The organism is Flavobacterium cupreum, from assembly GCF_003996965.1.
Taxonomy (GTDB): domain Bacteria; phylum Bacteroidota; class Bacteroidia; order Flavobacteriales; family Flavobacteriaceae; genus Flavobacterium; species Flavobacterium cupreum.
Genome location: NZ_QWDM01000014.1, coordinates 73,296 through 88,364 on the forward strand (window position 1 = coordinate 73,296; position 15,069 = coordinate 88,364).

At 36.5% G+C, this 15,069-nt stretch carries 12 protein-coding genes; 3 read left to right on the forward strand and 9 right to left on the reverse strand.

Annotation, left to right across the window (positions count from 1 at the left end; translation table 11 throughout):
* Positions 1-305 precede the first annotated feature (305 nt).
* Together D0817_RS19180 and D0817_RS19185 are read left to right on the forward strand one after the other, a co-directional pair.
* Positions 306-2,405, forward strand: coding sequence for an LTA synthase family protein (locus tag D0817_RS19180; RefSeq protein WP_127339980.1), 2,100 nt, complete (start codon positions 306-308; stop codon positions 2,403-2,405).
* Positions 2,406-2,480: 75 nt separating this feature from the next.
* Positions 2,481-3,506, forward strand: a complete 1,026-nt coding sequence (locus D0817_RS19185) for a threonine aldolase family protein (RefSeq protein ID WP_127339981.1) — start codon at positions 2,481-2,483, stop codon at positions 3,504-3,506.
* Positions 3,507-3,611: 105 nt separating this feature from the next.
* On the opposite strand, the gene D0817_RS19190 is transcribed toward D0817_RS19185, so the two are convergent.
* On the reverse strand, positions 3,612-4,610 hold the full coding sequence (locus D0817_RS19190) for a zinc dependent phospholipase C family protein (RefSeq protein WP_127339982.1): 999 nt from the start codon (positions 4,608-4,610) through the stop codon (positions 3,612-3,614).
* A gap of 172 nt (positions 4,611-4,782) precedes the next feature.
* Between D0817_RS19190 and D0817_RS19195 the strand changes: the two genes are divergently transcribed.
* On the forward strand, positions 4,783-5,733 hold the full coding sequence (locus tag D0817_RS19195; RefSeq protein WP_127339983.1) for a hypothetical protein: 951 nt from the start codon (positions 4,783-4,785) through the stop codon (positions 5,731-5,733).
* Between the two features lie 13 nt (positions 5,734-5,746).
* Here the strand turns inward: D0817_RS19195 and D0817_RS19200 are convergent, their stop codons facing one another.
* The 8 genes from D0817_RS19200 to D0817_RS19235 all read right to left on the reverse strand — a co-directional run bounded on the left by D0817_RS19200 (position 5,747) and on the right by D0817_RS19235 (position 15,063).
* Positions 5,747-6,676, reverse strand: a complete 930-nt coding sequence (locus D0817_RS19200; RefSeq protein ID WP_438590676.1) for a YeiH family protein — start codon at positions 6,674-6,676, stop codon at positions 5,747-5,749.
* A 107-nt stretch (positions 6,677-6,783) separates the two neighbouring features.
* Positions 6,784-7,680, reverse strand: coding sequence for a LysR substrate-binding domain-containing protein (locus tag D0817_RS19205; protein ID WP_127339985.1), 897 nt, complete (start codon positions 7,678-7,680; stop codon positions 6,784-6,786).
* A gap of 96 nt (positions 7,681-7,776) precedes the next feature.
* Positions 7,777-9,804 carry a hypothetical protein gene (locus D0817_RS19210; protein WP_127339986.1) on the reverse strand — a complete coding sequence of 676 codons (2,028 nt, stop codon included), beginning with the start codon at positions 9,802-9,804 and terminating at the stop codon, positions 7,777-7,779.
* 76 nt (positions 9,805-9,880) lie between these two features.
* Positions 9,881-10,627, reverse strand: a complete 747-nt coding sequence (fabG, locus tag D0817_RS19215; protein WP_127339987.1) for a 3-oxoacyl-[acyl-carrier-protein] reductase — start codon at positions 10,625-10,627, stop codon at positions 9,881-9,883.
* Between the two features lie 260 nt (positions 10,628-10,887).
* Positions 10,888-11,091, reverse strand: a complete 204-nt coding sequence (locus D0817_RS19220; protein ID WP_127339988.1) for a hypothetical protein — start codon at positions 11,089-11,091, stop codon at positions 10,888-10,890.
* Positions 11,092-11,310: 219 nt separating this feature from the next.
* Positions 11,311-12,660, reverse strand: coding sequence for a DUF4302 domain-containing protein (locus D0817_RS19225; RefSeq protein WP_127339989.1), 1,350 nt, complete (start codon positions 12,658-12,660; stop codon positions 11,311-11,313).
* 33 nt (positions 12,661-12,693) lie between these two features.
* Positions 12,694-13,554: a zinc-binding metallopeptidase gene (locus D0817_RS19230; RefSeq protein ID WP_127339990.1), complete on the reverse strand. Its 861-nt coding sequence runs from the start codon at positions 13,552-13,554 to the stop codon at positions 12,694-12,696.
* A 24-nt stretch (positions 13,555-13,578) separates the two neighbouring features.
* Entirely contained in the window at positions 13,579-15,063 is a 1,485-nt protein-coding gene (locus D0817_RS19235) for a RagB/SusD family nutrient uptake outer membrane protein (RefSeq protein WP_127339991.1), read from the reverse strand.
* Positions 15,064-15,069: the final 6 nt, after the last annotated feature.

Consider the following 15,069-nt stretch of genomic DNA (forward strand, 5'->3'; position numbering starts at 1 on the left):
TTTTATGCTCAAAGATAAAAATTTTGAATTCTGAAATTGCTTAAAAACATGGGAATACAGAAAAAAAGCACAATCTTAAGAAAACATTAAGTTAACACTAAGCAAGGCAAAAGCACAACTTCATCTGTAATTAATTTATTGGAATTAGTTTTGTAAAAAATTCAAGCAGGTCTTCCAAATATGCATTAAAATTAACCGGTTGTTACATGGTCAGTGAAAAAAATATCCTTTTTTCTTTTTTTTACAATCCCATAATTTTCAACACTTAAGCATTCTTTCCATCTTAATCAAAACATAAAGAAGTAATGATCTTTTCTAAAAAAATTTCTCCTTTTTACAATCTCGCCTTATTCTATTTTATTATAAGTTTTGTATTGCGGATAGTATTATTTTTTCATCCTATAACACAAAGTTCTTTCAGTTTTTTTGAAAGTATAAAAATCTTCACACTTGGGCTGGTTTCAGATTTTTTTGTGTTTATAATCGCAAGTGTGTTTTTAGGACTGTATCTGGTTTTTGTTTCCAATGTCAAATACAATAAGCCCTGGGGATATCTCATTCTGGGTGGTTTTATCGCTCTATTTGCTTATGTTGCATCGGGAAAAAGTATCCTGGACGAATATGGCGGTGCTTTGCCGGGTATTGTTTTAATTTTTATTGCAATAAAAACAATCCTGTTTGCGCTTTTGCTTTTTCTTCCCCGACACCGTGACAAAATTAGATTCTGGCTTTTCGCTTTTGTGATCTTTTTATATGTTTTACTGATTCTTCAAAACGGATTGAGTGAATATTTCTTCTGGAATGAATTTGGCGTGAGATACAACTTCATAGCGGTGAATTATTTGATTTATACAAACGAAGTTATTGGTAATATTATGCAGTCTTATCCGGTAATTCCACTATTCTCTGCTTTGTTTCTGATCACCGGAATTATTACTTATTTTATTATGAAAGACGGAAAGACGTTTATTAAAACGATTCCTTCTTTTCCTGAAAAAATAAAACTTTCAGTGCTGTATGCAGGTCTGTTTCTGGTTTCTTTAGTTGTAGTTCCAACGCTGGCTTTGGCAGAGAATTCCAAAAATGTTTTTGTTAACGAATTGCAATCAAACGGATTGTATAAGTTTTTCCTGGCCTTTCAAAATAACAAACTGGATTATTTTAAATTTTACAAAACGCTTCCTAATGATAAAGCTTTTACAATTTTAAAACAGCAATTTCCAACCCTCTCCGGGGAAAATACGACACGAACGATTCAAAGTGGTTCCGCAGAAAATCATAAAAATGTAGTTCTTATTACTATTGAAAGTTATAGTGCTGAGTACATGAAAATGTATGGCAATGACCAGAACATTACACCGTTTTTAGATAGTCTGGCACAAAAAAGCCTTCAGTTTACCAATTTGTATGCTGCAGGAAACCGCACCGTTCGCGGACTTGAAGCCGTTACCTTATGCCTTCCCCCTACAGCAGGCGAAAGTGTTGTTAAACGGGAGGACAATAAAAATAAATTTTCTACGGGTGCCCTCTTCAGGAAGAAAGGATACCATGTGAAATTTATGTACGGAGGTGATGCTTTTTTTGATAACATGCAGGATTTCTACTCGGGAAACGGATATGAGATTGTAGACAAATCAAGCTTTTCTCCCGAAGAAATCACATTTTCTAATGTTTGGGGCGTTTGTGATGAAGATATGTATCATAAAGCCATAAAGGTGATGAATAAGGAAGCCAAAGAAAATAAACCTTTCTTTAATCATATCATGACGGTGAGTAACCACAGGCCTTTTACCTATCCGAATAAGAAGATTGATATTCCCGGTGACGTAAAATCGCGTGAGGGTGGTGTAAAATATACCGATTATTCATTGAAGAAATTCTTTTCAATGGCCTCTAAGCAATCATGGTTTAAAAACACCGTTTTTGTACTTGTAGCCGATCATTGTGCGTCAAGTGCCGGAAAAACAGAATTACCTATGGACAAATACAGAATTCCTGCTTTTGTTTACAGCCCCGGAATCAGACCTGAAAAATGTACCAAACTGATGTCACAGATCGATCTCATGCCAACCGTTTTGGGACTTTTGCATTTCAATTATGAAAGTAAGTTTTTTGGACAGGATGTTTTAAAACCGGACTATAAACCACGTGCCTTTATTGCCACGTATCAGGATTTGGGACTTATAAAAGATAATGTATTGACTATTTTATCTCCTAAACAAGAGGTGAAGCAGTTTCAATTACAGCTGAATCCAAAAGAAACAAAAAAAGGTATTGCACCGGAATATCAGATTTATTATTGCGAAAAACCCCTGAAAACAGAACGGACTGATTTGGTAAATGAAACTATTTCATATTATCAAACTGCTTCATATCTATTGAAAAATAAGAAATATCAGGAATAAAAAATCATGTGGAGCTCTTTATTTATGATGGTAACTTTCGTATTTTTGAAAACGCACTTATCCTAAATTTATAAAATGTACAATTTTAAAAACGACTACTCTGAAGGGGCACACCCTAATATTTTAAACAAACTGATCGAAACCAATCTCATACAGCAATTAGGATACGGCGAAGACGAATATTCTATACAGGCAAAAGCTTTGCTACGGGAAAAAACAAATAACCCGGAGGCTGTAATTTATTTTTTATCCGGAGGCACGCAAACCAACCTTATTGTGATTGCTTCGTCCTTACGCGCCCATGAGGCTGTTATCAGTGCCAAAACCGGTCATATTTCAGCTAACGAAACCGGCGCCATAGAAGCAACTGGTCATAAAGTCATTGCTATCGAAACTACTGACGGAAAATTAAAGGCTTCCGATCTTCAGATCACTTTGCAGGAGCATGCCCTGAGACCGCATGTTGTAAAGCCAAGATTGGTTTATATTTCCAACTCCACTGAAATTGGGACCATCTACACTAAAGCGGATCTTCTGTCCTTATCTGAATTTTGCAAAGCGAATAATTTGTTGCTTTATTTAGATGGTGCACGATTGGGACATGCCTTAACGGCCGAAAACAGTGATCTAACTTTGTCTGATGTTGCGCAACTTACCGATATGTTTTACATTGGGGCCACTAAAAATGGCGGCCTGATTGGGGAAGCCATTGTTTTTAACCGACCTGAAGTTGCCACAGATTTTGATTATGTACTCAAACAAAGAGGTGCTTTACTGGCAAAAGGAAGATTACTGGCCATTCAGTTTTTGGAATTGTTCAGGGATGATTTGTATTTCTCTCTCGCCAGACATGCGAATGTGATGGCGATGAAAATTTCTGCTGCGGTTAAAGAGAAAGGTTATCCTTTTTTGACCAATTCCACCACAAATCAAATTTTCCCGATTTTGCCCAATACCGTTATCGAAAAACTAAATGAAAAATACCTTTTTTATGTCTGGAAAGCAATTGATGAAAAACAATCTGCTGTAAGGCTCATTACTTCCTGGGCCACAGATGAGACAATGGTTGACGCCTTTATAGAAGACCTGAAAAATGCATAACTTTTATTTAGAAAAATAAGGATACTAAAAAAGCCTCAAATTCACTTGAATTTGAGGCTTTTTTTTACGTCTTGTAAACTGTAAACCAAAAACAGAGACTATAAACTAGTCGTTCTGATTTCTCATTCCGAACAGGTCTCCTTGCTGATATAGTTTTAAATCGTCTCTTAAGGCCTGGTAGTTTCTTTGTGTAACAGCCGGTGCATCTAAATTGCTTAAATCCGGTTTTCCTGCATTTACCCATGCCGTATACCAAAAACTGGCAGTCGCTGTAATGGCTTTTCTCATTTGATTTTCAACCATTCCGTTTAACTGCTCATGCAGTTTCTTAGCGTATTCATCAGAGAAAACAGCAGCATTGTATTTACTTTTCAATACTTTTCCATCAGCATCCATTTTAAAAACCTGATTTTCGGGAGTTCCCGTTCTTAGTTTTTTATCCACGTCAAGCAACGGCTGCGCCAGACTGTGTGTATCGTGAATCATATTCCAGATGGCTTTATGAACATCTTCATAATATTGCGCCTGCGGAACATTTAATTTATAATTTTTAGCAAATAATTCAGGAAGTTTGCTTTCCCAAAGGGCATGAATTCCTTTTTGGTCCGTCAATTGTCCGTCATGATTTGCAGAAGTATGCAAAGGCATGTGCGCATCTCCAATGTAATGACCTAAATCTGCAGCAAGAAACAGGATCTCTGCTCTGTTTTTATCTTTGAAAGCTTTGGTTAATTTAGCCATCATATCTTCTAAATACCACGGTAAAATTCCGTTATCATTTAAAAATTTGGCATCGTATTTCTTTTTGGCAGCTTCCATTGTCTGCGGAATGCTGTCTACAGCACCAAAATTCTCCATGTCAAAATAATGTCTTGGATTTTCGTCTTTGTAATTTAAAGCATATTTACGAATATCCGGTACAGATGCTTCCTGGGTAATAAAATCAATGTGATTGTAAAAAAAGACCTGAAGTTGTTGAGGCAAAGCCATAACAGCAGCTTTATTGATACGTTCGTGCCCCACGATTCCCCAGGATAATGTCAAGAATCCAATTCCTAATACTAAAAGAGCAATTAGTCTTGGTTTCATTTTAAAGTTTTTCATTTGTAATTTTTATTAGGAGTGCAAATCTATATTCAATTTAAGGATAATACAAAATAATACGGATAAATATTGTGTTAATTTCATAATGTTTAATTCTAAAAGCCATACTAAGATAAGTTCATATTAAAAGTTTCTTCGTAGTTTCGTTTTATTATATTTTAAAATTTCACATATGCGCCTGATTCGCTTACGAATAGTCTTTTTAATTTTTACTTCTGTTTGTACTGCACAAGATATTGTAGAGCTTAAAAACGTTAACGATACGATTTTAAATACCAAAAGGCAATTGCAGGTAAATACTCCGTTTGATGCAGTAAAAACAATGCAAAAATTATTTCCCGGTAAATTATATAACTTATCTGATCATAATACTTTTGTAAGCTGGAATTGCAAGAACTGTAAAACCGCTTCCTATACTGATGTTAATGGTATTGACGGAGACCAGATATTCCCCTACAACAATGGTGTTGCTACAAGATTGCTTTCTGATATCGATTATACCGATTCGAAAGGAAATCAATATAAGCTGTTGTTTTTTAACCATTCCTTTTATGATGCGGACGGATTGCAAACCAGCAGATTTTCGGGTGGTCTTGTCGGAATTGCCAAGTTTACCAAAAATGATAAAATATGGCAAATGAGATCTTTTCAACCAGGCATTGCCGCTTTTGGTGCCTTTTCCCAGTCGCCTAAACCTAAGCTGACAGAAATTGGAGAGGATCAGTTTGCTTTTACTTTGCTGCAGGTCAATGGCGGTGCCGGAGGTCCATTTGAAGGAACTCTTTATCTTGTTGCCGGATTTGATGGCAAATATCAGTCGATTATGGAAGTCCATGATTATCAGCTTACCAATAGTGAAAGCGTAACGTGGTCAAGTTCTTATACTGTTATAAACGATACTGCTAAAAAACATTTCAGGGATATTGTGATTAAAACAAAAGGTTCTTTTGATAAAGCGGCACAGGCTAAAGATGAATTTGAAGTAAATCTCCCGGCTGAGATAGCGGCCATGGCAAAAACAAAAAAGAAATTTAGTTTTGAGATTGAAAAGCGTTTTTCTTTTAAAGGAAAATCATATAAGATGACAGCGAAGCCAGTTGTAAAATTTCTAGATGTAAAATAAATCAGTTTTTTTATTAAAAATATAAAATAGAAGCCAATGCCAAACCAGCGATAAATATCCACAGAAAAACGCCCTGAAGTAAAGGCTTCACTCCTACTGATTTTAGCGTATTCACATTTAAAGTTGCACCGATAAGAAACAGTGTGATCGTTAGTCCAATTTTCGCAATACCCACAATAGAGGGTGCAACAATGGCTGTTGCAGGTACATAAGTATTTAAGAGCATGGCTAAAACAAACCATCCGATAAAATAAGGAATTTTGATTTTGCTGTTTTTATTTTTGAATAAAACCGCGGTAAAAACTGAAATCGGAATGATCCATAAAGCTCTGGCCAGTTTTACCGTCGTGGCGATTTGCAGGGCTTCAGCACCGTATTTATTGGCGGCTCCCACTACTGAACTGGTATCATGAATGGCAATGGCACACCACAGTCCAAATTCTCTCTGGGATAAATCCAGCTGATGTCCGATAAACGGAAATACAAACAACGCAATTGAGTTTAAGATAAAAATTACTCCTAAAGCAATAGAGGTCTGATTTTCACTGGATTTGATTACAGGAGAAATGGCTGCTATAGCACTTCCGCCACAAATAGCAGTGCCGCATGAAATTAAGTGTGACGTTTTTTTATCTGTCTTGAACCACTTTCCCAGTAAAGTCCCGAAAATTAAGGTACTGACAATTGAAAATATCGTCAGCAACAAACCTTCCGTCCCGGCCGAAATAGCGCTTACAGCATTCATGCCAAATCCTAAACCAACTACCGAAAATTGCAGCAAAAATGTAATCGCCTTATGATTGAATGCTGAAAATGGATTCCCAAAAACATTGACGATCAGGACCCCCAATAACAAAGCGACTGGCGGAGAAATAAGAGAAAATAAACAAAAAATCACAATCAGTCCAAAAAGGGCCTGTTGAAAATAAATGCTGACTTCTATTAAATGTGATGCGGGATGGTGCTGTGTTTTCAAAATAAATTAACTGATAATTACCTGACAAAGGTCTGTCAATTTTATTGTAATCACCAATTGTTAATTACAATCGACTATAACTTCAGGTTATAATAAGCAGCCATATTTTGAATAAACAATTCCGATAAAGGATCTGATTTACCCATCAGGGTGATGATATAAAAATATCTTTCAATCGTTAAATCTTCAACATCCAAGACTATTAATTCATTATTTTTCAACTCCTTACCTACTGCATGTATAGACATAAAAGCAAAACAGTCTGAATTCAACAAATATGATTTTATGCTTTCAGTACTTCCCAATTGCATTTCGATTTGCAAATCGGTTATTTTTACGTTTACTTGTTTCAGGCCATATTCAATAACCTCAAGTGTTCCGGAGCCTCTTTCACGTGTGATGAATTTCATTGCTTTTAAATCGCTTAATGAAATTTCATTTTGCAGGAGGAATGGATTTTTACTGTTGCACACTAAAACCAATTCATCTTTCAAAAAGGGAATGTATCTGATCGACTGATTTCTGGACTGCCCTTCTACAATTCCAATTTCAATTTCCTTATTGATTAAGGCGTTTTCAATTTGCTCCGTATTTCCATTAAGCAAATTGACTTTTATCTCCTGTTGCTTTTGGTGAAAACGGGCCAGAACGGGAGAAATAATATATTGTGAAATGGTTGTGCTTGATCCCAGACGCAGTAAGCCCTGTCGTTTGTTGACAAACGTACTCATGTCAAAGTCTATTTTGCGATAGATTTCGAAAATATTTTTGGTGTGTTTTAATAAGATTTCCCCAGCGGGAGTTAGGGCTATTTTGGAACCGTTTCGTTCAAAAAGCTTGATTTTATAAGTTTCTTCTAATTCCTGAATATGTTTGGAAACAGCCGGTTGTGTAATATACAATTCGCTTGCCGCCTTTGTAAAGTTAAGCCTGAGCGCAACGGTGTGAAATACTTTTAGCCTGAAATCCATTGTATTAGCAGTTTTGTTTCATGTTTAAAGTTTCAGGTTACAATTCGGGCCAATTCAAAACCTTTGAACCTTTGTTCCTATGAACCTTTGTACCTTTTAAAGTAATCCATTATACTTCCTGACAAACCATTCGGTTGTCAGTAAAGCAACAATCAGAATCAGCAACCAAACCCAGTCAATTAAAGGTGTTTTAGTCGAGATATTTTTTTCTATCGATTTGTACTCTTTATTTTCCAAAAGTGTTTTAATCAGCTCTGCTACCTGGTTCTGGAAAAAAGCTTTTCCATTGGTTTGTAAAGCTAACTGTTTCATTTTCAAAACATCAGGGTTTACAAACTGTTTTTCAATGTCAAAATCCAAAATTTCAAAATGTCCTGTATAGCTGGTATTTGTATTTAACTCCTTTACCGAAAAATTATATTTCCCTGCAGCCAAACCGTCCAGATTAACAGAAAAGGAATTGTTTCCTTTTAGCAAATCGTAGTTTTTGGTTTGCTTGGTTACGGCGTTGGTTACATTTATGGTAAGTCTTGCTTTTTCGTCGAATTCGTAGTTTTTGTTGAAATATTGCGCATTGATTACGATTGCTTCCCCGGAATTATAGAAACTTTCATGCGTTACAACCAATGATTTTCGGGACGTTGCTGAAGCTAAATACTGAATGATCTTATCCGTAAAAATATCATACTTTTCAAAAGACTGATTATCGATATGGCTTTGCATACGCCATTTCCAGCTGTTTTCACCTAAAAGAAAAGCGGTCCTTTTACCCTGGTTTTCGGCGAAAGCCAGTAGAGGCGCATTCGTAGAAACATTTCTGATTTTTGAAGAAAGCAAAACTGATACATTTCCATTGGTGGTGATGGTACCGAATAAATTTTGCAAAGGCGGGAAATTCTCGAAACCTATATTGTCAGTAGCAAACAGATTAAATTGTGACTGAAATTCGCTTAAATAATCTTCTCTTTGATTACTCATTTTGAAGATCAGATTGTTCTGCTGCTGATTCAGAAAATTAAAATCGGTATTGGTTCCGGTAATAATAAAAGTATTGGTTCCTGCCAGTTTATTGTTGTCGAAAATTGTTTTGAAAGCGGCTGTCGGCTGGTATAAAACCAAGACAGAAATATCCTGTAACAAATTGATTTCGTTTGGCTTGACCAATATCACCTTACGTTGTGCATTACTCTCAATCGAACGTTTTAATGCCGCAATATCGGGATGGTTTATCGCCGAAACTATTGCAATTACCGACTTTTGATCTATGACTTCTACAGCAAAATTCTTGATGTTATTATAGCTGTTTTTCTCTTTTGCATTTGATGAAATACTGGCTTTAAAAACCTGCAGCCCTACTTTATCGGCAGGTAAAAGCAGATTTAAAGTAGCTGTCTTTTTAGAAGATGAAAAAGATACTTTTTCTTTGGCAATAACAGAATTTCCCTGAACAATGGAAAAATCTGCCGTGGTATTTTTGTCCCCGGCGTATTGAAGAAATACTTCAACCGGAAATTTATTTTTATGAAAAGCGTATTTATTTACGTTGAGCTGATTGATTTTTAAATCAAAAAAAGTAGTGGTATCCCCAACAATTAAAGGATATACTTTATTCAGAGGATCAAAACGATACACATAGTCGTTTCCTGTGGTCTGATTTCCATCGGTAATAATAACGGTTGGAAAAACAGTATTCCTGTTGATGCTCTTTAGATTTTGGGCAACGGCATCTAAATTGGTTTGTTTTCCTTTGAAATCAAATGCTGTTGAAGGCTTTAGTTCCGTATCGAACTGATACGACTGAATTTCAAATTTTTCCTGAAGTGCAGGATTTGAAACCAGTTCCCGGTACAATTCAGTAACTTTTTTATCTGATTTTAAAGCTGTAATCGAACTCGAATTATCAACTGCGATTGCCAAAGGCGTTTTTGTAACTTCGAGGGCATTTTTAGTCACAATCGGATTAATCAATAATACCAATAAAGCAAAAATGGCCAAAAAACGTAAAAAAGCCAAAAGCACCATCACATTGGATTTACTTTTGGCTTTAAAAAAATATTGAAAATACGACAAACCACCGGCTATTACTAAAGAAAGTAATAATAATAAAATCGTATTTGTAGTCATATTTGTAATTTAATGAGAAGATTAATAATTCAAAGAAAAACCTTTGAACCTTTGCAACTTAGAACCTCAGTAACTTCTAAGTAAGCATTCCTCCACAAACATTCAAAACCTGGCCTGTAATATAAGCACTCATATCTGATGCAAGAAACAAGCAGGCATTGGCAACATCTTCAGTTGTTCCGCCACGTTTCAAAGGAATTCCTTCTCTCCATCCTTTTACGACATCTTCACTTAATTTTGCAGTCATTTCAGTTTCAATAAATCCGGGAGCAATTGCGTTGCAGCGAATGTTACGGGAACCCAATTCCAGGGCAACCGATTTTGTAAAACCTATAGCACCTGCTTTGGAAGCCGCATAGTTCGTCTGACCTGCATTTCCGGAAACCCCTACTACAGAACTTATATTAATAATTGAACCTGCACGTTTTTTCAGGAATGTTTTCTGAATTGCTTTTGTCATATTAAAGACAGACTTCAGGTTAACATCAATTACCTGATCGAAATCTGCTTCAGACATACGCATCAGCAAATTATCTTTGGTAATTCCGGCATTGTTAATCAGGATATCTACTGTTCCGAAATCAGCCAAAACAGCGTCTACAAAAGTTTGAGCTTCATTAAAATCGGCTGCATTCGACTGGTATCCTTTAGCTTTAACGCCTAAACTGTTCAGTTCAGCCTCCAAAGCTTCTGCCGAAGCAGCAGATGAGCTGTAGGTGAAAGCTACGTTTGCACCGTGTTTCGCAAAAACTTCAGCAATTCCTTTTCCAATTCCACGACTAGCACCCGTAATAATGGCCACTTTTCCTTCTAGTAATTTCATATTCAAAATTAAATTTAATATTTATTTGTAGCTAATCCTGCTATCCATTTCAATCTTTTATGTTTTTAAAGAAAAAACACAAAAGGATTTCCATTTCTATCAGGGCTATGAACGACTCGTCAAATATATGATAATTCCCTTTTTAAAAAAAAACAATTGTCGGTCATTTCAAGTATAAATACCAAATACAACAATTGAAACATTTTCAAATTAGCAAAAAAATAAAAAAACCAGTAGTTGTTTTCTACTGGCATGGGGTATTATGGTTTTAAAAGGGGTTCTTCCGGAAATGGCTCAAGCGGCTCCACCGGAGTGACCGGAGGAAGCATAATGCATGGCCCGTTATAAGGAAATGGTGTCCATGGTATGGTACATCTCTGACCGCCGCTTCCATTCATGTTTTTTAGTTCTTCTCTACTTAATACTTCAACTCCTGAAAAATTCAAAATTGTTTTTAACATCATAACAGGTTGTTTAATATTTTGTTCCCTCAAACTTTTTGTTGGTTGTTGAGTTTCAGACCTGTAAATAACCTTAAGCATAAAATTTCGGTGTTAAATATAAGAAAAAATTTATATTAAATAGAATAATAACAAGAAAATATTTATTTAATTGTTATCAAAAAAGCAGCCCACAAGTGAGCTGCATCTTATCCAAAAATTAAAAAACTAAAAATAAAAATCTTAATTAAGTTTCCAGGTGGTCATTCGGAATGAACTTGAAGCACTTGTAAACGTGTAAACCGGTTCTGTATAAAAAAGTTTAAAATTTTCTCTCTTCACATAAACACCATCGGCATTTACGAGATGTTTATCAAATTCCTTAAGGAATGCAGGACTTCCCACAGTGGTATTGCCATTCCATGATTTATGAGTCAGAATAACTTTTTTGCCCACCGGATCTTCTGTTACATTTACATAATGGAATATTGCTGCTCTTCCTGCAAATGTGTAATAGATAAAATTCCCAAGTGAATGATTCAGGTAAAGCTGCACAGAAGTAATCGTTACACCTGCCGGTAATGACGCATTGATTCCGGCTAATTCCTGAACAAACAATTCGGAATTTGTCGGAGCGTCTTCGGTATAGTCGCCCACGTAATATCCAAACCACGCGTGTGGACTTCCTGGAAGTAATATTTTATAATCATCTGTCAATCTCAGCGGTGCATTACTGTATTTAATGACAGCACTTACGCCTCCCGTTCCTGTTGCGGTAAAGCTTTCGCTGGCTTCGTCGTACACGAAGTTTGTAAGGCTCTGTCCTGCCACTTTTAATGCCGGGCTTACGACAAGACCTGTTGGTGTATAACCTACTCCCATGCTAACTACTTCTGAAGAACCTGCATCCAGCGAAGAAGAGGAAGCGTATCTGGATAACGGATTGTATCCAAATTCATATTTCTTAATCGATTTTCCATCATTGATCTCAAGCAATTTGAATAAAGGTTTATCGATTCCTCCCACTAAATTTTGCTCCGATAAGAGATTTTTAGACAAATCTGCCCAATCTTGCTGGGTGGCTTTTACAAAACGTACTTCTTTTACTAATCTGTTGCTTTTAAAAAGCAGATCACCATTTTCCTGTCCGTAATATAAAAACTGGAAATCGCCCATGTATCCCTTACCTCTTAAAGCAGTTGTCGGATAATTATTGGAATCTGATAAAAGATGTATCTTATTGAATGTTGTGAATACTACACTGACTGTACTTCCCAGCACCACATCATATTCACTTTCATGTTTTAAAATATCATCATCAAAATCAGATGCCATTACTACTTTTCCATCGGCAGCGAATTTAAACAGATGTGTAAAACCTCCCAATTGTGTGTCATCCGTAAAGTAAACCGCTTTCCAGCCAAATTCCGAAGAAAGCAATGCATCCTTTAATTCTTTTTTTTGTGCATTCAGACGTTCCGATGGGGTCTGATCAAAAATCTGTTCTGCTTCTGTGCTATTTGTACAGGCACCTAAGGCGTATACTGCCAGAAAGGCAACCATTAAGTACTTCAATATATTTTTTGGTTTCATAATTTTACTTTTATAAATTGTACATTAAAGTGCTTATTGATTAACAACAGCTGTTGTATTTCTCTCAGCAGCATCTCTTAAAGCATAGAAATCAATATTAAAAGCATCTTTATAATATTGCACTACTATTGCCTCTTTCTGTTTCAGTTTTGCTCTTCCGTTTAAGTTCGTAATACTGGCCAAAAGCGCCGCATATTCTGCTTTTGAACTCGTCAGTATGGTCGAAGCTGTTTCAGCAAAATCTTCAATGATGTTATTTCTTGCGTAGTTGGTTACAAATCCGAGATTTCTTGAGGTCTGAAGCTGCTCTAAATGCCACGTTCCGGTATAATCTCCGGGTGTTATTTTTTGCCAGGCCTGTTCGTCAAAAGGTTTGTTCTGATTTAAGATATGTACATATTCGTGTTGAATGGTATGAATAAATTCAGTAACATTTTCACGGTTTGACGTATCCAGATAATCTACTTCAAAAAGGGTGATTCTTTGTCCGGAGTCTGCAATTCCGAGTGTTCTTGTTCCGTTCGAATTGGAGTTTACGCCTCCTACCAGAACAATTTCTCTTGGAGCCAGTATTTTTACGAAATCAGCACCGCCCACTTCAGAATAACTGTCAATCCAGATTTGTTTTACAACTTCAAGTGCCGGCTGCACATTTTCTGTTAATGGAGGGAAAAGAAAACGGTTATTATCTACCTTATTCTGATTCCATTTATATTGTGCACTGATATTATACGGATTAAGAAAGTTCGCTGAAATCCAGTTGTCCAGTGGTGTTTTGACAGGAACTGAAAAATCTAACTGGCTTTCGGTTGGCTGATCTTCATGGGCACAGGCTGTAAAAGTTAAAACCCCTGCAACTGCCATTATTGCTCTATATTTTTTTAATATTTTCATAGTCTCTAAAAATTGAATTAAAATTTATCGGGAATTTTTTTCTATTCCGTAATTTGATGCGCTAAGCGGTATTTGCAAGGCTCTGCGTTTATCGTCCTTCGCCAGGGTTTTAACCGGATTGCCGGGATCATTACGGCTTACCACGAGGTTAAAACGTTTTACATCCAGCCATCTCAGTCCTTCATGAACAAAATCCCTTCTTCTCGCTTCAGCAATAGCTTTTATATAAGACGTCTGTAATGCTGTAAGGCTGTAAAATGGCGTAAATTCATCTGCAATGACAGGATATTTTGCCACCACCTTTGCTTCCGTTAGTTTATCTGTTGCCGGATTGTATCCTGCAGTTCTTGTTCCCAGAAAGTATTCCAGTTCGGTATTGGCTTCTTCCACTCTGCCTTTCATAACGAGTGCTTCGATACGATTCAGATACAACTCATCATTTGATAACAATACAACTCCCGCATACGGTATTCCGATATTGGCTGTAAGGTTGGTATACTTAAAATATTCTTCAAATTTCGGCGTAAACAATGTACTGCTGCTGTTGTAACTGTAAAAATCAAACAGCCATGGTTTATTGTAAAAACTGGTTTGGGCGCCAAAAAGTTCCGTTTGTTTCCCGTCAGTCAGGTAATAGTTGCTTCCGCTCGCTGATCTGGCTACAAGTGTATTTGGGGAAGCAATTAACAAATTGGCACTATACGAAGATTTCCCGTATTCTATAAACTGAACATCCGGAGCCAGGCTTGATAAAGTCGCATAATCTTTAAGTTTTCCTTCCGGTTTAGATCCTAAACTGGCTGAAACTGAAAGAACTTTATCCCAATCTCCCTTTACCAGATAGAAACGGCTGGCAAATGCATTGGCTGCTTCTTTATTGAAATGGAATTTAGGTTCTTTATAATCGTTGGTTACATATCTTAAACCTTCTTCCAGGTCTTTCTGAATAAAATCAAAAACTTCCTGTAAACTGTTTCTTTTGTAGCTTTTAAGCAATTCCGTCTCCGGTTCCGTTACGTAAGGCACGCCTAAATCTTTGGCTGCAGTAGCAGGATTGTAGCGATTGGACCAAAAGGTAACTAACATAAAGTGTGCATAGGCCCTTGCCAGTAATGCTTCTCCTTTTTGCGGATTTAAACCAGCGGGATCACCCAGTTTTTTAATCGATTCCAGCGCCTGATTGGCATGTGCAATGGCTTTGTAGCAGGCATCCCAATAGTTTCCTTCACTATCTACATTGGTCTGATCGTGCATTTCCCAGTAGTAACTCTGCTCGTTTTTTATGTTGGAGTTGTTCAGTCCGGCATCTGCAACGTTGTCTGACATAGTTTCGGCAAAATCAAGATAAGAGGCTTCCGGGTAGGCATTTACAAGTAATTCTGAAATCTTATCCGGTGTATCTATCTGCGTTCTGTTATCCGGCACTTCTGATAGAAATTCATCACAGCTGCTTAGCGTAATGATCAGTAATAAGGCCAGTGTGATTTTTATATATTTTATATTTTTCATAATCAA

Excerpts from the sequence above, each read along its gene's own strand:
- D0817_RS19210 (WP_127339986.1), bottom strand. The coding sequence starts at position 9,804 with ATGACTACAAATACGATTTTATTATTATTACTTTCTTTAGTAATAGCC.
- D0817_RS19190 (WP_127339982.1), bottom strand. The coding sequence starts at position 4,610 with ATGAAAAACTTTAAAATGAAACCAAGACTAATTGCTCTTTTAGTATTA.
- D0817_RS19205 (WP_127339985.1), bottom strand. The coding sequence starts at position 7,680 with ATGGATTTCAGGCTAAAAGTATTTCACACCGTTGCGCTCAGGCTTAAC.
- D0817_RS19220 (WP_127339988.1), bottom strand. The coding sequence starts at position 11,091 with ATGATGTTAAAAACAATTTTGAATTTTTCAGGAGTTGAAGTATTAAGT.
- D0817_RS19230 (WP_127339990.1), bottom strand. The coding sequence starts at position 13,554 with ATGAAAATATTAAAAAAATATAGAGCAATAATGGCAGTTGCAGGGGTT.
- D0817_RS19195 (WP_127339983.1), top strand. The coding sequence starts at position 4,783 with ATGCGCCTGATTCGCTTACGAATAGTCTTTTTAATTTTTACTTCTGTT.
- fabG (WP_127339987.1), bottom strand. The coding sequence starts at position 10,627 with ATGAAATTACTAGAAGGAAAAGTGGCCATTATTACGGGTGCTAGTCGT.
- D0817_RS19180 (WP_127339980.1), top strand. The coding sequence starts at position 306 with ATGATCTTTTCTAAAAAAATTTCTCCTTTTTACAATCTCGCCTTATTC.
- D0817_RS19235 (WP_127339991.1), bottom strand. The coding sequence starts at position 15,063 with ATGAAAAATATAAAATATATAAAAATCACACTGGCCTTATTACTGATC.
- D0817_RS19185 (WP_127339981.1), top strand. The coding sequence starts at position 2,481 with ATGTACAATTTTAAAAACGACTACTCTGAAGGGGCACACCCTAATATT.
- D0817_RS19225 (WP_127339989.1), bottom strand. The coding sequence starts at position 12,660 with ATGAAACCAAAAAATATATTGAAGTACTTAATGGTTGCCTTTCTGGCA.